Here is a 19,574-nt window from a genome sequence, read left to right on the forward strand (position 1 = left end):
ATAGCACGTTGATATAAACAAAAATGTAGTTTTGACGTTTAGGTGAATTAACACAGGTACTGAAGTGGAAGAACGAAAAATAAATAAATGGCAGCCCCTTATTTATGCGGGGTTATTGGCTGCGGGCGTTGCCGGTGGTTTTATGTTGCAAGGGAATAAGGGAGGCTTTACGCTCACCGGCAATAGTAAAATCGACCATGTGATGTCGTTGATAAACAAAGAGTATGTAGATACGGTGGATGATGAACGCTTGGCAGAGATTGCGATTGAGCAAATGCTGCACGACCTCGACCCGCACTCTAACTACATACCCGCTGCTGAGTTGACTGCCGTTAATGAGCAGTTGCAAGGTAATTTTGAGGGGATAGGCGTGGAGTTTAACTTGTTGAACGATACCATTTTTATTGCTACGGTATTACCCGAAGGACCATCGGAAAAGGCAGGCATTATGCCCGGCGACCGAATTATAAAGGTGAATGGTGAAACGGTGGCAGGGGTAAACATCAGTAACAACGATGTTATTAAAAAATTAAAAGGAACTAAGGGTACAAAGGTAGAAGTGGAGCTGAAACGCACAGGCATGAAAGGCTTGTTGAAATACACCATTGTGCGGGACCGCATACCCTTGAAGAGCGTGGATATTGCCTACATGATAAACCCAACAACGGGGTATTTGAAGGTGAACAGCTTTGCTAAAGATACCTACGACGAGTTGAAAGCAGGGCTTGATAAGCTGAAAAAGGAAGGGATGGAAAGCCTTGTACTGGATTTGAGGGGTAACCCCGGTGGTTATCTGCACGCAGCTACGATGATAACGTCAGAGTTTTTGGGTGAGGGTAAATTGATGGTGTACACTGAGGGACGTAATCAAAAGAAAAAGGAATATGTTACTGACCGTGCCGGAGAATTTACCGAGGGCAAACTGGTGATTTTGGTAGATGAAGGTTCTGCCTCAGCCAGTGAGATTGTTTCGGGTGCGGTGCAAGATTGGGATAGGGGAATTATTGTTGGTCGCCGTTCGTATGGCAAAGGATTGGTGCAAGAGTCGTTTAACCTTAGCGACGGTTCGGCAGTGAGGCTTACCATTGCAAGGTATTATACCCCAACAGGCCGAAGCATACAGAAACCTTACGACGAAGGCTACGATACTTACGAGGCTGAAGTAGGCGAACGATTGAAAGGCGGCGAGCTTGACCATCCCGATAGTGTGAAGAAAAACGAAAAGATGGTATTTAAAACTCCTGCCGGACGTAAAGTATATGGTGGCGGAGGAATATACCCCGATGTATTTGTGCCCGTGGACAGTGCCATCCACACAGAACTAATGACCCATATATACCGCAACGGACTTGCCACACGCTTGGCCTACCAATATGCGGATAATAACCGTGATGCATTGAAAAAGACGTATAAAGATGCCCAAGACTTTGGTAAACGCTTTGATTTTAGCAGCCAATTAGAAGGCAAACTGCGCCAAATGCTGGCCGATGCTCACATTACATACAGTGCTGCGGAATTTGATGCTTCGCGCAAGTTGATAGCCAATCAAGCGAAAGCGTTGATAGCAAGACAGATATATGGAAAAGAGGCGTATTACCAAGTATTAAACCAAGGCGATGTGGTGTTTAACACTGCTTTAAAAGCACTGGCTGAATACGATGCAGTACTTAAAGGAACCGCCAAAACAGCAATGAACCGAAAATAAACTGAAAATATTAAGCCCAAGTACTAAATGTATTTGGGCTTTTTTATTGGATTATTTGGCAGGTAATGAATCAGGAGCAGCGCCGGCTTTCTTCTTGTAATATTCTAGTACAGAGTCGGCCTTTTCTTTATCGCTTTTTACTATGGTTTCAGCTTTTTGCTGTTCAGGGGTTTTTGTTTCTGCTTCGGGTTTTGATTTACAGGCAACCGCCGATAAAGCGATAATGGAAATATATAAAGCGAGTATTTTTTTCATACTGCAATTTAAGTCAATCTTTTTCTATTGTAAAAAAGCTACAGTTAAGAGCAAAAAAAAAAGAGTGCCTTGGCACTCTTTAATTTCGTTCTTGGTTCTGTAATCTCACTGATTAGTGAGCAGCAGGAGCAGCAGCAGTAGTGTCTTTAGCACCAGTGTCAGCAGCTTGTGCAGCAGCAGCAGCTTCTTCAGCAGCTTTAACTGAATCAGCTATCTTTTGTAGTGAATCAGCAGCGCGTTTTGAGTCAGCAGCATGATCAACAGCAGGAGTGTTTTTGCAAGCTACGAATGACATTACAGATACGATGGTTAACAGAGCAAATACTTTTTTCATTTTTTTGTGATACTTTTAAAATTCCGTGCAAAGGTAGCCAAAGAAACAAATTATGCAAGAATACCCTTATTTTTTTCTAAAAAATATTCTCAAAGGTGTTCCGCTAAAGTCAAAATTTTCACGGAGTTTGTTCTCTAAGAAGCGTTTGTAGGGATCCTTAAAATATTGGGGCAGGTTGCAAAAAAATGCAAAGCTGGGAACCTTGGTACGTAATTGGGTGATATATTTAATTTTGATGTATTTTCCTTTGTATGCCGGAGGGGGAGTAGCCAATATTATCGGCAGCATTACCTCGTTCAATTGGTGGGTGTTTATCTTTTTCGATAAGTTAGTATAAACGGCTCCGATGGTTTCCATTGCCTTGTATATCCTTTGTTTTTCAAGGGCAGATACAAACAACACGGGGTAATCAGTAAAAGGAGCGGTTTTCCTTTTGATGGTTTCCTCGTAAGTTTTGGCACTGTTGGTTTCCTTCTCCATCAAATCCCATTTATTCACCAGCACCACAATTCCTTTTCCGTTTTTCTCGGCTTGGTGAAACAAGTTCAAGTCTTGGCTCTCAATACCTTGTGTGGCGTCAATCAGCAGCACGCACACATCGCATTCTTCAATTGCCTTTATCGCTCGGATTACTGAGTAAAACTCAATATCCTCAGTTACTTTTCCTTTTTTGCGGATACCTGCCGTATCTATCAGCAAGTACTCGTGTCCGTAGGCTTTGTAATGTGTGTGTATGGTATCGCGGGTGGTACCGGCAATGGGTGTAACAATGTTACGGTCTTCACCTAACAAAGCATTTACCAGCGACGATTTTCCAACATTGGGTTTACCCACAATTGCCACTTTTGGAACATCAGTAAGTGTTTCTTCGGCAGCTGTTGGGGGTAAAGCTCTTAAGCGTTCCACCACTTCATCCAACAACTCTCCGGTGCCGGCACCGGAAATAGAGCATAGGGGAAATACTTCGCCCAAACCAAACGAGTAAAATTCAGCAGTATCAACTATACGTTCGTTGTTATCTACTTTATTGGCAACTACCAACGCAGGTTTTTTAGATTTACGCAGCAAGGCAGCAAAATCACTGTCAAGGTCGGTAATACCTGTGGTAACATCTACCATAAACAGCATTACGTCGGCTTCTTCAATCGCAATCTTTACTTGGTCGCGTATGGCCGATTCAAAAACATCGTCGCTGTGTTGCACATATCCGCCGGTATCAATCACCGTAAACTCATATCCAATCCATTCGGCTTTACCGTAGTGGCGGTCACGGGTCACCCCGCTCATATCGTCCACTATTGCCTTTCGTTCTCCAACCAATCGGTTAAACAAAGTTGATTTTCCTACGTTTGGCCTGCCTACTATGGCTACAATTCGTCCCATTATAAAATTATTAAGCCCGCAAAGGTACGCATTTTTGGCACAACAGGGTGGCTTAAATTGCTGTTACTATTTCAAATGCAAAAAAGTAAGGGTGTGTTTTTGATAAACAAGGGCTGCGTAATTCGCCCAAAAGACTTAATTTTGGGGAGTATGCCTACGTTTTTGCAAGTATTTATTGGAGGTGCATTGGGTGCAGTATCACGTTACGGAGTTGGGCAGTTGTTTCCCGCCCACGGAGGTATGTCGTTCCCTTGGCCTACTTTTTTTGTAAATCTTGCAGGTTGTTTACTAATTGGATTAGCCATGGGCAGCTCGCCTGCAAATGCTGTAATACGTCAATACTGGCCGTTACTGGTGATAGGTTTTTTAGGCGGGTTCACTACGTTTTCAAGCTTCGGGCTTGATACAATCCAGTTATTGCAAAATAAGCAATGGGGGCTAACCGTTTATTACATATTAGGAACAAATATTGCGGGTTTACTTTTGGTGTACGTGGGGTATCAATTAACACAATTATGAAACACATTTTAGCGGCAGTTATATTTTTTGTTACGGTTTTAACAGCACAGGCCACGCATATTTTAGTGCCGATGGATAATACCCAGAAAGACCACTTGAAGGCCTACGGTATTTGCTATTGGGTGCTTACGTTTGATATTGAGGCGGATTGGCTGCTTAATTACCGCGATGGCAGTTTTGTGTTTCCGTACCAAGAGAAATTTGAAAAAGAATGCCGTGTGCGCGGGGTAACGTATGAGATTATCACCGATGCCAAGTACAATGGAATACTGGCCGAAATTGCCAACCCCGAAGTGAATATGGAGGCAGTAAAGCTTCTTAAATCACCTAAGATTGCGGTGTACTCGCCTAAAAGCAAGCAGCCATGGGACGACGCGGTAACAATGGTTTTAACCTATGCCGAGATTCCTTACGATATAATATTTGATGATGAAGTGTTGGAAGGCAAGCTGCCCACTTACGATTGGCTACACTTGCACCACGAGGATTTTACAGGCCAGTATGGTAAGTTTTACAGCAGTTTCCGTTATGCACCTTGGTATTTAGAGCAAGTGAAAGAGGCAGAGGCAATGGCTGCCAAACACGGCTATGCCAGCGTGAGCCAACTGAAGTTGGCCGTTGCCAAAAAAATTAGGGATTTTACATTTGGCGGAGGCTTTTTGTTTGCCATGTGCAGTGCTACTGATACGTACGATATAGCCTTAGCTGCCGATGGAGTTGATATATGCGAAAGTATGTTTGACGGCGACCCTGCCGACCGGAATGCAAACCAAAAGTTGAATTATGATAACTGCTTTGCTTTCACGGATTTTAAATTGGAAATGAGCCCATACGTGTATGAATTCTCAACGATTGATGTGAACCCACCCCAAAGAGGCGTTACCGAAGAAGAAGATTTGTTTTTACTGTTTGAGTTTTCGGCCAAAACCGATTTAGTACCCACCATGTTGTGCCAAAACCATACTAAAATTATTGATGCGTTTATGGGGCAAACAACTGCCTACAACAAGCGTTACATAAAAAGCAATGTGGTGATTATGGGCGAAAATAAGGGGCTGAATGAGGCCCGTTATATACACGGTACGGCAGGTAATGGTACTTGGACATTTTACGGTGGCCACGACCCCGAAGATTATCAACATATTGTGGGTGAGCCGCCTACAGATTTGGCTTTGCATCCTAACTCGCCCGGTTTTAGGTTGATATTGAACAATGTGTTATTCCCTTCAGCCAAAAAGAAAAAGCAAAAAACCTGATGCTTGTCTCACGTGATAAATAGTATCGCGAACACAAATTCACAGTATTTGCCTATTTACAATAGCCATTCATCTTCATTTTTATTTATTTTGCGCAGTAATACAAACTACTATGGGTAGAGCATTTGAATTTCGCAAAGGAAGAAAGATGAAACGCTGGGACCAGATGTCGAAAGCGTTCACAAAATACGGTAAAGAGATATCAATGGCGGTGAAAGCCGGCGGGCCCGACCCGACACTGAATGCACGCCTGCGTGTGGTGATACAAAACGCTAAGGGCGTGAATATGCCCAAAGACCGTATAGAGTCAGCTATTAAACGTGCCAGCGACAAGAGTGAAAAGGATTTTGAAGAGATTGTATACGAAGGTTACGGCCCAAAGGGTGTAGGTATTGTGATAGAAGCCGCCACTGATAACCCTAACCGTACGGTAGCAAACATCCGTTCATACTTTAGCAGGGGTGGGGGTGAATTGGGTAAAACAGGCTCGCTGGAGTTTATGTTTGAGCGTTTGGGCTTATTTACCGTTGCTGCCGAAGGGTTGGATACCGATGAACTTGAATTGGATTTGATTGATTTTGGCTTGCAGGATATTGAAAAAGACGAAGCCGAGATTATCATTACCACTTCGTTTGCTGATTTTGGTAAAATGCAAAAGGCGTTAGAAGAGCGCAACATAAACATCATAAACGCTGAGTTACAACGCATACCTACATCGTATGCGGATGTAACCGCCGAAGACCGCGCTGCCATTGATAAGATGTTGGAAAAGATTGAAGAGGACGAGGATATACAAAACGTGTTTCATAACATGAAGCCCGAAGAAGAATAGTTTCTATTTTAATCGTATAAAGTAAAACGGTCGGTTGGTGCATACCAACCGACCGTTTTATTTACTATCCGACAAGAGGCTTTTATTTTTTGGCCTTAATTGTACAGCCTATAGCTTTTGTGGTTTCAGGGTTTGGGGTTTTACCTGCAATAAGGGCATCAACCGCACCTTCAACATATTTGGTTTTTACGGCTGATTCGTCTTCGTGGTTGTCATCAATAGCACCAATGTATTTCACTACGCTGCTAGCCCCGTTTTTTTGCAATATGAATACGTGTGGGGTGCGTGTAGCCCCGAATATTGGGTATATCTTCTGTCCTTCGTCAAACAAATAGGGGAACGTAAACCCTTTTTCTTTCGCGCGTTCCTGCATTTTTTCGTAGCTGTCTTCAGCGTTTACGGCAGGGTCGTTAGGGTTAATAGCAATTACAGGATAACCCAGCGATTTATATTTTTTATCAAGAGCTACCAAACGGTCTTCGTAAGCTTTAGCGTACGGGCAGTGGTTGCAGGTAAACACTACGATAAATCCTTTGGCATCTTTAAAATCAGCCAATGAAACCATTTTACCGTCGATGTTTTTTAACGAAAAATCAGCAACTGTATCGCCAATGGCATATCCTTTTGTTGCATTTGTTTTGTAAGTAAAGGCTATTGTCATTGCTGCTACTGCAAACAACGCTATGGCCGATAGGATAACTTTTTTCATATCTGTTTGTGTTTAGTATATCAGGGGTTAAAAATAAGTTTCAACAGTTTTGTGCAGCTCTTGTTTAGTAAATTCCTTCTCGTAAAAGCCACTTTTGTCCTTATTAAAAATTAGGGTAGCCGGTATAGAGCCGCTCCATTCTGCGTTCACTTTTTCAATCCATCGGTTAGCATCCGGTTCGTATAGTAAGGCTACAGGACTGGTTATTTTGTGCTTTTGCAGGTAAGGCAGCAAAACATTCTTGTAGTTCTTTTTAAAGTCAAGGCTTATTAAAATAACTTTCAGCTTTTTGTTGGGATATTTGGCTTTTAGGGCTTCAAAATGGGGGAGTTCTCTGATACAGGGACCGCACCACGTGGCCCAAAAGTTTATTACATACGTGGTGTCGTTTTTTTGTTGCATCAGTTGTTCCACATATTCAAACCCAACAATGGGTACAGTGGTACTGTCGTGCAATTGTGCTTTGGCCGCAAAGGCAGCCAGCCACAATAAAAGTGTGTATGCAGTTTTTTTAATCATCCTGTAAAAGAAACAATACTCTTTCGGAAGCAATTTGCCTGCCAAAAGAGTATTGCCTGAATGTATTTGTGTATTACTCGAATCTTTTGAACGAGAATGTGCGGGTAAGGTTAAAGCCAAAAGCTATGCCTTTGCCTTGCGGAGCAGCAAAATCATACACGGTTTCGCTGATATAACCGCCATCATACATGGCGCGTGCATTGGTAAACTGCAACTGGAAAACGTGGCCGCCTGTTTCAATATCAAAACCTATGGCAACAGTGTTGCGAACGGCTTGGTCTCCTATTTTGGGAATATTTTGTCCCGGCATGAAACCAAAGTATTCAAGGTTTAATGATACACGGCGGGTAAGTTTCAACCTACTACCCACTCCCATACTAAAGAAGGTGTTTTGCTCATCAATAGTATGTACAAGGTTTTTGTGAACCAATGTTGGGCTAAGTTGCACTGAGAAACTGCTTGAAAACTTGCGGGCAATCAGCAATTGGTGCATATAGGCCATGCGCGAGGTGAAATAGTTTTTACGATCGGGGTTGGTAAATTTTTCACTCCTGACTGCAACATCCGAAACCCAAACAATAGTAACAGGAAAGTTTTTAGCCCCCGATTGTTGACGGAACAGTTTTGCTTTCACAAAACCATCGTACGTTTTGCCATAGGTGCTACGGCCGTAACCAATGGTTACAAAATCAGTTGGCAGTGTGTATTCAAGCCCCATACGCATGGTAGCCCTATCCATACCAAACATATCATAAAAACCGTTTTCGATGGTTCCAAAACGGTGGGCAAGCATGTATAATAATTCACCTTTGGCAGGCGCTTCTACCGATTGCCCGTTGATTACACGCACACCTTTGAATGTTGCAAAGGCATAATCGGGTTTTTTTTCAACGTTAGAGTCTAAGGCATCCAATTCATCCAGCAAACCACCACCGGGTTGTGCAACAACCGGAAGTATGAATGCAAACGATACTAATAGTAACAGTATTTTTTTTTTCATAGTAGTGGTTAGTTATTAGGATAGCCGCTCTTTATCCAAGCTTCGATTTTTAATAAATCGCAGGCATCAAGTTTTGTTGCGCTGCCTTTGGGCATTGGTGAGCGCCCGTTGCGATGGTTTATAGCATCTAAAAGACGCACGGTATTGCCGGCATCTAAATATGTTTTAATGTTAGCGTGGGTATCAAAAATACCGATGGCTTGCCCTGATGCACCTAAGTGGCATCCTGAAAGTGCACAACGCTGGTTTAAAATTTTTGAAACGGTACCGCTGTATGTTACAGATGTTGTATCGCAATTACCTGCTTGCGGGTATAGTTCTTCCTCGTTATCGTAATAGCAAGATTGAAGGCTAAGGAATGCTACAATTCCCAGCATCAGTAGTTTATTCATGGTTAGTTTGTTTTATAGAGAAAAAGGGGCTGTAAAGCCCCTTTTTATATACTTATTTTTTCTCGGTCATCTCAACGTTCACACGTATTTCAATCTCGTCAGCAATCTTTCCTACCTTATCGTTTTTAATGTTGTAGTCTTTCAACGCTACTTTAAAAGTACACTTGGTAGTTACTTTGTTGTTAGTTGCATCAACAATCACTTCGCCGGGCATTGATACATCTTTGGTTACACCGTGCATAGTAAGTTTACCTTTAACAGTTACTTTATAAGTGCCTGATTTAGTAAAATCTACTTTTTTCAAATCTTCAATCGCACCATCAAATGAAGCCTCCGCATACTTGTCAGACTCCATGTAGTTCTCGTTAAAGTGCTCTTGCATCAATGCTTTCTCAAATTCAAAGCCTTTAATGGGCACTTTGTAGGCCAATTTACCATCGGCAGTGTTAATCAAGGCGGTAACCTGATGGTTGTTGGCAGTGATGTCCTCTAATGTAGCATCAGAAAAGAAAGAAATATTACCGGTGCGGGTAAAATACTTTTTCTGACCAAATGCAAAGGTTGTCATCAACACTAATGCAGCTACAAATGCTAATTTTCTCATAGTACTATCGATTTAATTTTTAGTTTCAATGTTGGTATATACAAACAAATTATCGTGCCAAAGTTTAACGGTTAGTTGTTTTGGGCACCGGCTTGTATCCATTTACGGATAATTGTTATTTCACAATCGGCCATTTTGGGAGCGCCTTGGGGCATTGGTTTATAGCTTGGATTGTGGCTGATGGCTCCTAAAAGCTTTCCGTTATCGGCCTGTGTTTTCACTTCAGCATAGTTGGTAAGTGATATTCCTGCCGAGGGGAATGCTCCGCTGTGGCAGCCTTTACACTTACTGTCTAACAGCGGCAACACATTGGCTGCAAATTTAAAGTTGGTGGTATCGCAACCGCTGTTACACTTGTTGTTTTTGGCACCTTGCTGTATCCACTTGGTAAGTTTGTTTATTTGTTCTTGTGTAAGCGGAGTGCGTGGGGGAGGAGGCATTTTTTTATCGGGGTCGGTTTCTGTAATGGCTTCAATCAAATCGCTGCCGTTTACGTTGCCCGGTGTTACTGCCCCACTGCTGATAAGGCTTGCGTGCGATGCAACGTTGATACCCTCTGTTTGGGTAATAGCATCGTGGCAACCTGACATACCGCAGTTTGAGGTCAAAATGGGTAAAATGTCGTTTTCAAAATACACACTGTCGGGGTCACAGTTTCCTGTTCCTCCACCCGGATTGTTTGGGTTTCCATTGTTTGCCGTAGGTAAAACCTCGGGCTGGTGTTGGCAACTGTAGGCCAGTGCCAATAGCGCAGATAATACGATAATAGTTTTCTTCATTTTTCGAAATAAGCCTGTTTAATTATTAAGTGCCCCTGCCTGTATCCATTGACGGATAATACTTATCTGGCAATCGGGCAACTTTGAGCCTTGCGGCATTTGTTTATATCCGGGTGTGTGGGTAATAGTGCCTAGCAAGTTGCCATTGTCGGCATTTGTTTTGGCATCGGCATACCCTTCCAATCTTAAATTTCCTGAGGGGAATGTACCACTGTGGCAGCTTTTACACGAGGCATCTAAAATAGGCCACACATTAGCAGCAAATTTAAACTCGGTAGTATCGCAACCCGTGCATTTATTATTTCTTGCCCCTTGTCGTATCCATGCTTCTATTTTAGCTATGGCGTCTGCCGATACTTTAGCTCGTGGCGACGGAGGCATAACATTTTTTCCGTTTGAGGTAATTACCTCAATAAGTTTACTTTTATCGGGACGGCGGGGCACAATCAATCCGCTGTTTAAAATGTCAGCATAGCTTGATACATTAACATCCTCTTCGTGCGAACCATTTCCGTGACAGCCGGTCATACCGCAATTAGAGGATGTAATGGGCATAATATCATTTTCAAAATACACCGTATCAGCAGCGCAATTGCTGCTTGCATATGTAGATTGTTTGATAAACTCAGTATAGTCGGGTTTGTGTGTGCAGCCGGTTATCACCATCACAAACACTATCGTTACTATTGCCCCTGTCCTCATTATAAGAAGTTGTTAAAAGTCTAGTTGCCTTCTTTGCTAAAAGAGCTTTTTTTCAAGCGTACCAAGCCGGGAAGGTCAAAATCAGTATCGGGTTTTTCGGCACTGATAAATAAGCCTTTCAATACAACTTTTTGGGGCGAAGCAAGTTGTTTTGCCTGCGCATTGTATTCAGGATGAACTTCACAAAACACTTCGTATTTATCGCCAGATTTAAACACAACCGAACTGATAGAGTCATTAGGCTCTATTCTTGTTACCTCACCACTAATTTCAAGCACTTTGTCATTGTATTTTGCAATAGCACTATCGTGGTTAGTCTCAAACTCTTGCACAAGTTGGGCTACTGTTAATGTGTAATCAGCCTTTGATTCAAGGATGTTTTTCTTTGGTTTGTTGTAAATGAAGAACCAAACATAAGCAGCTGAAAGTACAGCCACAATCAGGCCAATTAAAAGTACGGTTTTTAATTTCATAGGTAGGTAGTGATTAATGTTTAAACCTTAATTGCAAACTGCAAAAATAATTAAAAAAATAGAGGTCATTATACAACAAATGTCACATTTGAAGTGCATTGACGCGTTTGTTATTTTCTTACGGTGCAGTAAACAATAAGTTTTAACACCCCAAGACAATGTTTTTAATACAAATGTTGTTTAAACTTTTATTTTTTATTGATAGAAAGACCTCGAAGCCTTTTTCTATGCAAAAACACAAAAAGAGGGTACGAAACAAAACCCAATACCAAGGCCATTGCAACAGCCAAAATGAGCCCACCGCTCAGGTATTGCACTAAGTTGTTTTTTAATAATTGCCACGAAAAACTTTGTCCGGCATCAATTTGGGCGGGGTGCTCCATAAATATCCCGCCGATTTTAAAACTCAGGTACATAATAATAGGAACTAACGGGTAGGGGGTGATTACGTTAATCAGCACAATCACTAATACTTTATTAAGCCTAAGGGCAAAAGCTACCAGAATGCCTAAAATGGTTTGTAAGCCGTATAATGGCACAAAAGCTAAGAAGCCGGCAATGGCAACACTAAAAGCCCGTGTTTTGGGCGATTCGTTTGAGTTGATTAAAGACCGACGGGTAAGCCGCCACAATGCTTTGCGGGTTACTTTTCTACGCTTTTTTTTGGGTGTTCTCACTATTGCCGATAACAAAAGTAGTTTAATAGTATTAACTGAGTACTATCACATTCATGCATTATTTGCTCTGCCAACAGTTTGCATTTATGCCTTTTGCACCCGACAATTTTCGTTAATTTCGCAGCCTTAAAACAGCGACAGAACAGCATGGCTTTAGACCAAGAGTTTGATGATGAACCCGTGAAGGAAATGACTTTTTTTGAACACGTTGACGAACTGAGAAAGTACATTATCAGAGCGTTGGCGGGTGTGGTGCTGTTTTCTATTTTCGGGTTGGCTTTTCCCCATATTCTGTTCGACGAAATAATTTTCGGGCCTACTCATCTTGATTTTTGGACGTACCGCAAGATGTGCGAACTGTCGTACCTTGTAAATAATGATGATACTTTGTGTCTTAAGGCCATAGAGTATGCCATCTTCAGTCCTTCTATCACATCACAGTTTACCCAATATTTCATGGTATCAATCATTGCAGGGGTGGTAATGGCCTTTCCTTGGATTTTGTACCAATTGTGGCTGTTTATCAGGCCCGCACTTAGTGATAAAGAGATAAAGTATGCCAAGCAAATGGTGGGTTACGGCAGCTTTTTGTTCTTTTTGGGTATTTCGTTCGGGTACTTTATCCTTACGCCAATATCGCTTAACTTTTTGGGTAATTTCAAACTGATGGACAACATCCAAAACCAATTTACGGTGGATTCTTACATCAGCTTTGTAACTATGCTAACCCTTGCCACAGGCATAATATTTGAGTTGCCGATAATTATTTACTTCCTGTCTAAAATAGGATTGGTAACGGCTGCTTACCTGCGCAAATACCGCCGCTATGCCATACTTATTGTGGTGATTGTAGCCGCAGTGCTAACCCCGCCCGATGTAACCAGCCAAGTATTGATGAGTATACCGCTGGTAATACTTTACGAAATTGGGATAATGATTGCTGCACGCGTTGAAAAACGCAAAGCAGCCCAAACAACCGCTGAAATTACAAAACGATAATTATAGAACTACCATGAAAATAGCAATGGCAGTTTTATTTGCACTGGGAATTCTAAGTTATGGTTGTTCTAAGAAAAAATCTGCCCTATCACCCTATGTGTTAAATATGGAGGTTTTTGGGGCAAAAGTTGTAGATAGCACTGCAATTCCACCTGAGATCAAATACGAAGGGAATATTGTGGTTGCTATTGAATGGCAAGATAAACTTGGGAAGAATCTCTTTATAGGAAGTCTCACAGGTGAAAAAACAGGTATTATTATCGATTCCTTATACAGAGATGGGTTTGAGTTAAGTGACAGGAAACTTTATTGTTATCATTTTGTCTCTAATAGTTTAAAACCTAATTGGGAGATAAAAAAAGATGAAAATTGTGTTTATGATTTAGGTGTGAATTTTATTGAAAAAACAATTTCAGTTACTGACCTTGATAAAGACTCGATAGGTGAGGTTTCCTTTGCTTATTATAGTGCGTGTAGAAGTGATGTCTCACCTTCGGATGTAGAAGTTATTTTGGAAGAGAACAAGGTTTTTTACAAATTGTCGGGTATAGGTTTATTGCCTCATGGGCGGAAGAATAAAGATGAAATATTAGATAAAGAAGATATTTGCTGCCTAGATAAAGTGGGGGAAAAAGATTTCGATAATCAACTAGGTAAGTATAAAGATGAAGTTAGCTTTGTGAATGCACCTCCAAGTTTTTTAGACTTTGCACAATCTGTATGGGTTAGTGCAATTCACAATGAATATAATTACTTAAAATAAGAATATACATATTATGAAAATAGCAATGGCAGGCGACCACGCCGGATATGAATTAAAAGCCCTATTGAGAACCCGTTTGGAAGCAGCAGGGCACGAGGTGCATGACTTTGGTCCTTTTGGTCCTGAGTCGGTAGATTACCCTGATTTTGTTCATCCATTGGCAAAATCGGTAGTGGCAAAAGAAGCCGAGCTGGGTATATTGATTTGCGGCAGCGGTAATGGTGTTTGTATGACTGCTAACAAATACGCAGATATTCGTGCAGCGCTGTGCTGGGAACCGGAGTTGGGTGCTTTAGCACGTCAACACAACAATGCTAACGTATTGTGCATACCCGCACGTTTTGTAAGTGTTGAGAAAGCATTTGCCATTGCAGATAGTTTCCTTTCGGCACAGTTTGAAGGTGGTCGTCACCAAAACAGGGTAGATAAAATTGCCATTAAATAATCTCTAATTTCAAATTCGAAATTTCTAATTATGGCAATTAAAAAGGTAGCAGTAATAGGCGCAGGCACTATGGGTGCCGGTATAGCACAAGTTTGCGCACAAAGCGGGTACGACACGGTTTTGTATGATATAAATACAGAAATGGTGGCTAAAGCTGAAAAGGGTGTTATTAAAAACCTTGACGGTGCCATTGAGCGTGGAAAACTGACAACTGCTGAGAAAGACGCTACCCTTGCAAGGATGCTTTTTACGGGAGACTTTGAGGCACTAAAAGCTGACTTGGTAATTGAAGCCATTGTGGAACGCTTGGACGTGAAGGTGGGATTGTTTGAAAAACTTGCCGCCCAAAACCCTGCCGAAACTATTTTGGCTACCAATACATCTACCATACCTATTACACAAATAGCAGCTAAAATTGCTAATCCTGAAAGGGTAGTGGGCATTCACTTTTTTAACCCTGCCCACATAATGAAACTGGTGGAGGTAATTGCAGGTGCGCAAACCTCTGATGAAGTGGCCGAGCAATCAAAAGCATTTGTGTTAAGTGTGGGTAAAACCCCTATTATGGCAAAAGATGCACCCGGTTTTATTGTAAACCGTGTTGCGCGCCATTTTTATGTAGAAGGCTTGAAAGTAGCCGAAGAAAACGTGGCACCGCTTGAAACTATTGATGCGTTGTGTGAAGCCAGTGGTTTTAAAATGGGCCCTTTCCGTTTGATGGATTTAATAGGAGTGGATACCAACTTCTCGGTTACTTCGTCGATGTACCAATTATTTCATTACGACCCGAAATTCCGCCCCAGCCGCATACAGCAGCAAAAGGTGGATGCAGGGCATCACGGGCGTAAAACCGGCAAAGGGTTTTATAGCTATTAACCACAAAGAAAAACCATACACAGTTTGCAAGGATAGTAAGGTAAATGATGGGCATCAAATGCTAACTTCATTGTAATCCCAAATCTTATATTTGCAGGCCAATAGAATTTACTATGTCAGAATTAGTTATCATACGCCACGGCCAATCGCAGTGGAACCTCGAAAACCGTTTTACAGGATGGGTAGATGTTGAACTTACTCCTAAAGGACAAGAAGAAGCCCGCAATGCAGGTGAAATGCTGAAAGGCCACAAATTTGATGCAGCTTTTACATCAGGGTTGAAACGTGCCCAAAACACCTTGGCGACCATTTTAGAAGTAACCGGACAAACCGAAATACCCGTTACTAAACACGAAGCGTTGAACGAGCGTATGTATGGCGATTTGCAAGGACTTGATAAAGCGGAAACCGCTAAAAAATACGGTGATGAGCAGGTACACATTTGGAGGCGTAGTTTTGATATTGCCCCTCCCAACGGTGAAAGTTTGAAGGATACCGCAGAGCGCGTATTGCCTTACTACCAAGCAACCATTGAGCCTTTGTTGAAACAAGGTAAAAAAATTATCATATCAGCGCACGGAAATAGCTTGCGTGCTTTGATTATGTACCTTGAAAACCTCACTCCTGAGCAAATTTTGCAAAAAGAGTTGGGCACTGCCCGCCCCATTATTTACCAGTTAGACGAGAACGCAAAAGTTGTGCAGGCGCAAGCCATGTAATTGCTGTTATAAAAACTAAAATCCCCTGTTACACGCTGTAGCAGGGGATTTTTTTATTATGTACTTTAAAGCACGTTATTTTATTTATTGGGGATTATATAATCGGAAAATCAAAAGGTCGGGAAATGACAAACAAAAGGTACAAGTTTTGGGCTTTTTTGCCCAAAACTTTAAATAGGATAATTGGCCACAAGCACCTCTGTTTTCATCTTTACTGTCAAATGCGTTACAGCAACCCTGCTTTCAAAACGCTTCATGTACCAGCCGTTATTTTTGGCATATTCCATGAGTATATCGCTGGGATAACTCGATAGCAGGAATTTACCTTTTAACCCGGCCAAAACATCTAAAAGGGCTTTGTAGTCATCAATTGTATAGCCCGAATAATGGGCGCAATCAGAATTAAAATAAGGAGGGTCGACATAAAAGAACGATTGCTCCGTGTCACGGCTTTTTATCACCTGTAGGGCATCATTGCACTCTATTTGAACGAGGTTTAAACGTTGTTGAAACTGTTTGATAAACCTGCTGCGCTTGTTATATATCTTTAAACTGCTTTTATTGGTTTTACGCTCGTAACCCCAGCCACCAAATAACTGACCGCCAAAACCCTGCTGCGTTTGTACATAAAAAGCCCAAGCACGCTTCAAATCGGAATATAAGTCGGGGTATTTCAATGCGCGCTCAGCTTCCCTGTGCATTTGACGGCTATGCGGTGTAGCAAGTATCAGCGTCCTAAGTGCCCCAAAATCGCTTTGACAAACCTTGTAAAAGTTGGTAATCCTACCATCAAGGTCATTTATTACCTCAACAGGGCTTGGTTTCTTTGCCCAAAACACTGCGCCGCCGCCTAAGAAAGGCTCACAGTATAATGAATGTTGCGGGATTAGCGGCAGTATATGCTTCAACATCTTTTGTTTGCCGCCGTAATAGGTAATAGGGGTTGTTAATTGTCCTTTCATCTCAAAATCCTTTTAATAAAAAAGGCGAAGCCTATGCGGCTTCGCCTTTGTGTCGGGTTTTTAAACAAATCCAACTTTCTAAAAATATTAATTAATGGTGTATCCTCCAACTAATACCTGATAAATTTATACTTGTAGCAGCACCCACCGTTTGATTTGCCCAGCATTTACCGTCAGTATCCACCCTTATCCAAGTATAATCGGGATTTGTGATATTAAATGTACCATCCCAAATATCACTTGTAAGAACAATAAACTGCTGGTTTTCTTCGGGCCGCAAACCTTCGTTAATTTGCATAAACGGTGAATTTGGGGAAGTTGGGGTAGCATCCAAATGTATATCTCCATACAGGTGTATCCGGCCAGCCTCCATACGGTAGTATGGGGTTGGCACAGTGTTGGTTCCTGCTTGCCAGCCGTTGCTCAAATAAATAAAGTCCTTTTTAGGATTGTAAAAAGTATTATCAACTCCAACAACACTCACATCCACAACGCGCGCCATTCTTTTTATGTGCACATTACGGTTATTAGAATCAGCATAAACCCGGGGCGAATATGTAGCATCGGTTTCCTCGTAAGGCTCCCATCTCAAATCTATAATAATCAAATCATCATAATCAGCAACTACTTGGTGTGCGGGCACATACATTATTTCACCCTTATACGCTATATAACCCTCTGTGCAGGTTACAGGCAGGCCGGATGTATTGCCCTGTAATTCGCAGCCACTAAAAATATAAGCGGGGCCATAATCAAGGCTAAACTTAAATCCATCCCTTGCAGCTGCCTGCAAAAAAGTAATATCATCAGTACTGAATGGGTGACCGCCTGTAAAAAAATCTAATCGGTTCATAGTATATGGTTAAAAATATTTAATGGTAAAAGTTGTGCCGGCCAGCTTGTAATAATTTACCCGCGCAATAATCAGCGATTCACTGACTGATAGTGCTGCGGGCACATAAACAGTAAACTGGCCGGATACTATTTGTTCAGGAATTGTATAAACATATCGGGGAGACGCGCTTTCAGAAGTTTTGTAAACATATAATGGAGGCTCACCCTCTACTATCTTATACAGATAGTACACCGGCGAACCGTCACTATTTGTAACAATATAAATGCGGCGCAGGGTATCGTCAAAAACATTGTTCAGCAACGCAGCCAGCACCTTTTGCTGGCTGTTGTATTTCAGTTTATAATCCAGCTCACCGGCTGTGCTTAAAAAAAACCCGTGCAGGGTTTCAACAGGATTTAGCAATACATACAGCCATGCAATGTTTTTTGCATCGCGAAGAAAGTATGGCAAAACCCTCTCTATCCAATCCCTTATATTCCACAGATATATCATTGCGCTACATACGTTATTTGTGCTGATAATGGGAACGCAGGGTCAATAGCAAAATATCCGCTCGAAGGATTGTAAACGCGGGTTACTGCTGCATAGCTGCCCCCATCAGGCTTACACTGTATTACTAAATCGCCAGTATCTTCTACGCCGCTCACCGCTTCAACAGCATCGCGGAATTTGTTTATATTCAGTGCGCCGTCAAAATAAATACCGTTTAAATAGATAGTAATCGCAGTTTCAACGGTGGTTTGGAAACTGGCAAAATTCAGTTTACCGTCATAATAAACAGTAAACGATACCAGCTTCACTAAATCAGGGTCGGTACTTACAATGGTTGTGCGGGTGCCCGCAAACTTTATATCGTTAATATATGACTGAAAGGCAACGCGCTCGGCACTGATTAGCTTTTCCAGCGTTCCGGCATTATCCTTTGCCACTTTTATAGTAACAATGCCTGAATTGCTTAATACTGCAACCTTATCTACTATTTTGGCCGTATCATCTACAACGCTATAAAACAGCTTACCGTTACTTTCAGTAAGGGCATAGCCGTATTGAAACTCCAATGAGCGGGCAGCATACCATTTTTCAGTGCCGGGCACGGCAGATTCGGCCAATGCTTGTAATTCAGCCTGCTTTGCATCCCATAGCTGCTCTAACACCAGTTGCCCCATTGCCACTATTTTGCGCCACAGGCGGTATATGGCCGTTTTGCTGGTGCTTGTCAACCCCGCCAAATCAGGTTCAGCCGCCTGGGCGGTTATCATCTCGTCTTCTATTTCTGCAAGTGTACGCGCCATTATTCATCCTGTTTTTTAGGTTCAGCCTGGGGTTCTTTTGGCAGCACAGCCGCAATGGTTTGCACACAACGCATCAGGTACAATGTTGTTGCCCTGTTTGTGCTTAATTCTGCCACCGCAGCATCCAACTCGGCCAGTGCCTTAGCCGGGGTTAATTCATTAGTCAAACCTTCCGTTTTCATCCGCTTGTAAAATATTTTGTTTAAACAACTCAAACATATACACCTGGTTATTCTTAATCAGGCGTATATAAAAATCGTATTCACCTTCGGTACCATTAGGGTCGATGATGCCATACTGGTTTACTTTATTACCGTTGTGGGCATCTAATACCCTTTGGTACCGTTGTATGCCCTCGCTTACCACTTCGTTACCTTCGGCATCGTAATAGCTTACCTCTACCACCAGCCGTATGTGCTGGTCTTTAGGGCCGCCCCAATATTGCCCTGCTACCTCTGCTTTGCGTTGCAAACCACTGGCCGGGCTGTTTGATATATTAACTATTATTAAATCTTCCATCGTT

General features: G+C 42.0%; 27 protein-coding genes. 9 read left to right on the forward strand and 18 right to left on the reverse strand.

Going from position 1 to position 19,574, the window contains the following annotated elements; genetic code table 11:
• The first annotated feature begins 64 nt into the window (after window positions 1-64).
• Complete coding sequence (locus F9K23_00515) at window positions 65-1,705, forward strand: S41 family peptidase (protein ID KAB2918653.1); 1,641 nt, start codon at window positions 65-67, stop codon at window positions 1,703-1,705.
• A 51-nt stretch (window positions 1,706-1,756) separates the two neighbouring features.
• On the opposite strand, the gene F9K23_00520 is transcribed toward F9K23_00515, so the two are convergent.
• The 3 genes from F9K23_00520 to F9K23_00530 all read right to left on the reverse strand — a co-directional run bounded on the left by F9K23_00520 (window position 1,757) and on the right by F9K23_00530 (window position 3,677).
• The gene (locus F9K23_00520; protein ID KAB2918654.1) at window positions 1,757-1,960 is read right to left on the reverse strand and encodes a hypothetical protein; all 204 of its coding nucleotides are present in this window, start codon (window positions 1,958-1,960) and stop codon (window positions 1,757-1,759) included.
• A 112-nt stretch (window positions 1,961-2,072) separates the two neighbouring features.
• The gene (locus F9K23_00525) at window positions 2,073-2,294 is read right to left on the reverse strand and encodes a hypothetical protein (GenBank protein KAB2918655.1); all 222 of its coding nucleotides are present in this window, start codon (window positions 2,292-2,294) and stop codon (window positions 2,073-2,075) included.
• A gap of 66 nt (window positions 2,295-2,360) precedes the next feature.
• Window positions 2,361-3,677 carry a ribosome biogenesis GTPase Der gene (locus F9K23_00530; GenBank protein KAB2918656.1) on the reverse strand — a complete coding sequence of 439 codons (1,317 nt, stop codon included), beginning with the start codon at window positions 3,675-3,677 and terminating at the stop codon, window positions 2,361-2,363.
• 150 nt (window positions 3,678-3,827) lie between these two features.
• Here F9K23_00530 and crcB point away from each other — a divergent pair, with 150 nt between their 5' ends.
• From crcB to F9K23_00545, 3 genes are all read left to right on the forward strand, one after another.
• On the forward strand, window positions 3,828-4,196 hold the full coding sequence (gene crcB / locus F9K23_00535; GenBank protein ID KAB2918971.1) for a fluoride efflux transporter CrcB: 369 nt from the start codon (window positions 3,828-3,830) through the stop codon (window positions 4,194-4,196).
• Window positions 4,193-5,452: an asparagine synthetase B gene (locus F9K23_00540; protein ID KAB2918657.1), complete on the forward strand. Its 1,260-nt coding sequence runs from the start codon at window positions 4,193-4,195 to the stop codon at window positions 5,450-5,452. Before crcB ends, F9K23_00540 begins: the two co-directional genes overlap by 4 nt.
• Before the next feature lie 112 nt (window positions 5,453-5,564).
• The gene (locus F9K23_00545) at window positions 5,565-6,284 is read left to right on the forward strand and encodes a YebC/PmpR family DNA-binding transcriptional regulator (protein ID KAB2918658.1); all 720 of its coding nucleotides are present in this window, start codon (window positions 5,565-5,567) and stop codon (window positions 6,282-6,284) included.
• A gap of 82 nt (window positions 6,285-6,366) precedes the next feature.
• Here F9K23_00545 and F9K23_00550 read toward each other — a convergent pair whose 3' ends face one another.
• The 9 genes from F9K23_00550 to F9K23_00590 all read right to left on the reverse strand — a co-directional run bounded on the left by F9K23_00550 (window position 6,367) and on the right by F9K23_00590 (window position 12,166).
• Window positions 6,367-6,993, reverse strand: a complete 627-nt coding sequence (locus F9K23_00550; GenBank protein ID KAB2918659.1) for a thioredoxin family protein — start codon at window positions 6,991-6,993, stop codon at window positions 6,367-6,369.
• 27 nt (window positions 6,994-7,020) lie between these two features.
• Complete coding sequence (locus F9K23_00555) at window positions 7,021-7,512, reverse strand: TlpA family protein disulfide reductase (GenBank protein KAB2918660.1); 492 nt, start codon at window positions 7,510-7,512, stop codon at window positions 7,021-7,023.
• Window positions 7,513-7,585: 73 nt separating this feature from the next.
• Window positions 7,586-8,512 (reverse strand): hypothetical protein, encoded by a 927-nt coding sequence (locus F9K23_00560; protein KAB2918661.1) that lies wholly within the window; start codon window positions 8,510-8,512, stop codon window positions 7,586-7,588.
• A gap of 8 nt (window positions 8,513-8,520) precedes the next feature.
• On the reverse strand, window positions 8,521-8,904 hold the full coding sequence (locus F9K23_00565) for a hypothetical protein (GenBank protein KAB2918662.1): 384 nt from the start codon (window positions 8,902-8,904) through the stop codon (window positions 8,521-8,523).
• 52 nt (window positions 8,905-8,956) lie between these two features.
• On the reverse strand, window positions 8,957-9,508 hold the full coding sequence (locus tag F9K23_00570; protein ID KAB2918663.1) for a YceI family protein: 552 nt from the start codon (window positions 9,506-9,508) through the stop codon (window positions 8,957-8,959).
• Between the two features lie 71 nt (window positions 9,509-9,579).
• A complete protein-coding gene (locus F9K23_00575) occupies window positions 9,580-10,287 on the reverse strand; it encodes a hypothetical protein (protein KAB2918664.1) in 708 nt (235 codons plus the stop codon).
• Window positions 10,288-10,305: 18 nt separating this feature from the next.
• The gene (locus F9K23_00580; protein ID KAB2918665.1) at window positions 10,306-10,989 is read right to left on the reverse strand and encodes a hypothetical protein; all 684 of its coding nucleotides are present in this window, start codon (window positions 10,987-10,989) and stop codon (window positions 10,306-10,308) included.
• 20 nt (window positions 10,990-11,009) lie between these two features.
• Window positions 11,010-11,462, reverse strand: a complete 453-nt coding sequence (locus F9K23_00585; GenBank protein ID KAB2918666.1) for a hypothetical protein — start codon at window positions 11,460-11,462, stop codon at window positions 11,010-11,012.
• 188 nt (window positions 11,463-11,650) lie between these two features.
• Complete coding sequence (locus F9K23_00590; protein ID KAB2918667.1) at window positions 11,651-12,166, reverse strand: DUF2062 domain-containing protein; 516 nt, start codon at window positions 12,164-12,166, stop codon at window positions 11,651-11,653.
• A gap of 120 nt (window positions 12,167-12,286) precedes the next feature.
• Between F9K23_00590 and tatC the strand changes: the two genes are divergently transcribed.
• From tatC to F9K23_00615, 5 genes are all read left to right on the forward strand, one after another.
• Complete coding sequence (tatC, locus tag F9K23_00595; GenBank protein KAB2918668.1) at window positions 12,287-13,138, forward strand: twin-arginine translocase subunit TatC; 852 nt, start codon at window positions 12,287-12,289, stop codon at window positions 13,136-13,138.
• A gap of 13 nt (window positions 13,139-13,151) precedes the next feature.
• The gene (locus F9K23_00600) at window positions 13,152-13,901 is read left to right on the forward strand and encodes a hypothetical protein (protein ID KAB2918669.1); all 750 of its coding nucleotides are present in this window, start codon (window positions 13,152-13,154) and stop codon (window positions 13,899-13,901) included.
• Between the two features lie 13 nt (window positions 13,902-13,914).
• A complete protein-coding gene (gene rpiB, locus F9K23_00605) occupies window positions 13,915-14,346 on the forward strand; it encodes a ribose 5-phosphate isomerase B (GenBank protein KAB2918670.1) in 432 nt (143 codons plus the stop codon).
• 30 nt (window positions 14,347-14,376) lie between these two features.
• A complete protein-coding gene (locus F9K23_00610) occupies window positions 14,377-15,222 on the forward strand; it encodes a 3-hydroxybutyryl-CoA dehydrogenase (protein KAB2918671.1) in 846 nt (281 codons plus the stop codon).
• A gap of 113 nt (window positions 15,223-15,335) precedes the next feature.
• Window positions 15,336-15,941 (forward strand): 2,3-bisphosphoglycerate-dependent phosphoglycerate mutase, encoded by a 606-nt coding sequence (locus F9K23_00615; GenBank protein ID KAB2918672.1) that lies wholly within the window; start codon window positions 15,336-15,338, stop codon window positions 15,939-15,941.
• Window positions 15,942-16,111: 170 nt separating this feature from the next.
• On the opposite strand, the gene F9K23_00620 is transcribed toward F9K23_00615, so the two are convergent.
• The 6 genes from F9K23_00620 to F9K23_00645 all read right to left on the reverse strand — a co-directional run bounded on the left by F9K23_00620 (window position 16,112) and on the right by F9K23_00645 (window position 19,570).
• Entirely contained in the window at window positions 16,112-16,903 is a 792-nt protein-coding gene (locus F9K23_00620) for a DNA adenine methylase (GenBank protein KAB2918673.1), read from the reverse strand.
• 91 nt (window positions 16,904-16,994) lie between these two features.
• Window positions 16,995-17,756 carry a hypothetical protein gene (locus tag F9K23_00625; GenBank protein KAB2918674.1) on the reverse strand — a complete coding sequence of 254 codons (762 nt, stop codon included), beginning with the start codon at window positions 17,754-17,756 and terminating at the stop codon, window positions 16,995-16,997.
• A gap of 9 nt (window positions 17,757-17,765) precedes the next feature.
• A complete protein-coding gene (locus F9K23_00630; protein KAB2918675.1) occupies window positions 17,766-18,251 on the reverse strand; it encodes a hypothetical protein in 486 nt (161 codons plus the stop codon).
• Window positions 18,248-19,051, reverse strand: coding sequence for a hypothetical protein (locus F9K23_00635; GenBank protein KAB2918676.1), 804 nt, complete (start codon window positions 19,049-19,051; stop codon window positions 18,248-18,250). Before F9K23_00635 ends, F9K23_00630 begins: the two co-directional genes overlap by 4 nt.
• Window positions 19,051-19,233 (reverse strand): hypothetical protein, encoded by a 183-nt coding sequence (locus F9K23_00640; protein KAB2918677.1) that lies wholly within the window; start codon window positions 19,231-19,233, stop codon window positions 19,051-19,053. Before F9K23_00640 ends, F9K23_00635 begins: the two co-directional genes overlap by 1 nt.
• Window positions 19,211-19,570 carry a hypothetical protein gene (locus tag F9K23_00645; GenBank protein ID KAB2918678.1) on the reverse strand — a complete coding sequence of 120 codons (360 nt, stop codon included), beginning with the start codon at window positions 19,568-19,570 and terminating at the stop codon, window positions 19,211-19,213. Before F9K23_00645 ends, F9K23_00640 begins: the two co-directional genes overlap by 23 nt.
• Window positions 19,571-19,574: the final 4 nt, after the last annotated feature.

The sequence above is a fragment of the Bacteroidota bacterium genome, from assembly GCA_008933805.1.
In the GTDB taxonomy this organism is placed as follows: domain Bacteria; phylum Bacteroidota; class Bacteroidia; order UBA8524; family UBA8524; genus SB11.

Bases quoted from the DNA above. Each gene is read 5' to 3' on its own strand.
- F9K23_00520 (KAB2918654.1), bottom strand. From the start codon at position 1,960: ATGAAAAAAATACTCGCTTTATATATTTCCATTATCGCTTTATCGGCG.
- F9K23_00525 (KAB2918655.1), bottom strand. From the start codon at position 2,294: ATGAAAAAAGTATTTGCTCTGTTAACCATCGTATCTGTAATGTCATTC.
- F9K23_00530 (KAB2918656.1), bottom strand. From the start codon at position 3,677: ATGGGACGAATTGTAGCCATAGTAGGCAGGCCAAACGTAGGAAAATCA.
- crcB (KAB2918971.1), top strand. From the start codon at position 3,828: ATGCCTACGTTTTTGCAAGTATTTATTGGAGGTGCATTGGGTGCAGTA.
- F9K23_00540 (KAB2918657.1), top strand. From the start codon at position 4,193: ATGAAACACATTTTAGCGGCAGTTATATTTTTTGTTACGGTTTTAACA.
- F9K23_00545 (KAB2918658.1), top strand. From the start codon at position 5,565: ATGGGTAGAGCATTTGAATTTCGCAAAGGAAGAAAGATGAAACGCTGG.
- F9K23_00550 (KAB2918659.1), bottom strand. From the start codon at position 6,993: ATGAAAAAAGTTATCCTATCGGCCATAGCGTTGTTTGCAGTAGCAGCA.
- F9K23_00555 (KAB2918660.1), bottom strand. From the start codon at position 7,512: ATGATTAAAAAAACTGCATACACACTTTTATTGTGGCTGGCTGCCTTT.
- F9K23_00560 (KAB2918661.1), bottom strand. From the start codon at position 8,512: ATGAAAAAAAAAATACTGTTACTATTAGTATCGTTTGCATTCATACTT.
- F9K23_00565 (KAB2918662.1), bottom strand. From the start codon at position 8,904: ATGAATAAACTACTGATGCTGGGAATTGTAGCATTCCTTAGCCTTCAA.
- F9K23_00570 (KAB2918663.1), bottom strand. From the start codon at position 9,508: ATGAGAAAATTAGCATTTGTAGCTGCATTAGTGTTGATGACAACCTTT.
- F9K23_00575 (KAB2918664.1), bottom strand. From the start codon at position 10,287: ATGAAGAAAACTATTATCGTATTATCTGCGCTATTGGCACTGGCCTAC.
- F9K23_00580 (KAB2918665.1), bottom strand. From the start codon at position 10,989: ATGAGGACAGGGGCAATAGTAACGATAGTGTTTGTGATGGTGATAACC.
- F9K23_00585 (KAB2918666.1), bottom strand. From the start codon at position 11,462: ATGAAATTAAAAACCGTACTTTTAATTGGCCTGATTGTGGCTGTACTT.
- tatC (KAB2918668.1), top strand. From the start codon at position 12,287: ATGGCTTTAGACCAAGAGTTTGATGATGAACCCGTGAAGGAAATGACT.
- F9K23_00600 (KAB2918669.1), top strand. From the start codon at position 13,152: ATGAAAATAGCAATGGCAGTTTTATTTGCACTGGGAATTCTAAGTTAT.
- rpiB (KAB2918670.1), top strand. From the start codon at position 13,915: ATGAAAATAGCAATGGCAGGCGACCACGCCGGATATGAATTAAAAGCC.
- F9K23_00610 (KAB2918671.1), top strand. From the start codon at position 14,377: ATGGCAATTAAAAAGGTAGCAGTAATAGGCGCAGGCACTATGGGTGCC.
- F9K23_00615 (KAB2918672.1), top strand. From the start codon at position 15,336: ATGTCAGAATTAGTTATCATACGCCACGGCCAATCGCAGTGGAACCTC.
- F9K23_00620 (KAB2918673.1), bottom strand. From the start codon at position 16,903: ATGAAAGGACAATTAACAACCCCTATTACCTATTACGGCGGCAAACAA.
- F9K23_00625 (KAB2918674.1), bottom strand. From the start codon at position 17,756: ATGAACCGATTAGATTTTTTTACAGGCGGTCACCCATTCAGTACTGAT.
- F9K23_00630 (KAB2918675.1), bottom strand. From the start codon at position 18,251: ATGATATATCTGTGGAATATAAGGGATTGGATAGAGAGGGTTTTGCCA.
- F9K23_00635 (KAB2918676.1), bottom strand. From the start codon at position 19,051: ATGGCGCGTACACTTGCAGAAATAGAAGACGAGATGATAACCGCCCAG.
- F9K23_00640 (KAB2918677.1), bottom strand. From the start codon at position 19,233: ATGAAAACGGAAGGTTTGACTAATGAATTAACCCCGGCTAAGGCACTG.
- F9K23_00645 (KAB2918678.1), bottom strand. From the start codon at position 19,570: ATGGAAGATTTAATAATAGTTAATATATCAAACAGCCCGGCCAGTGGT.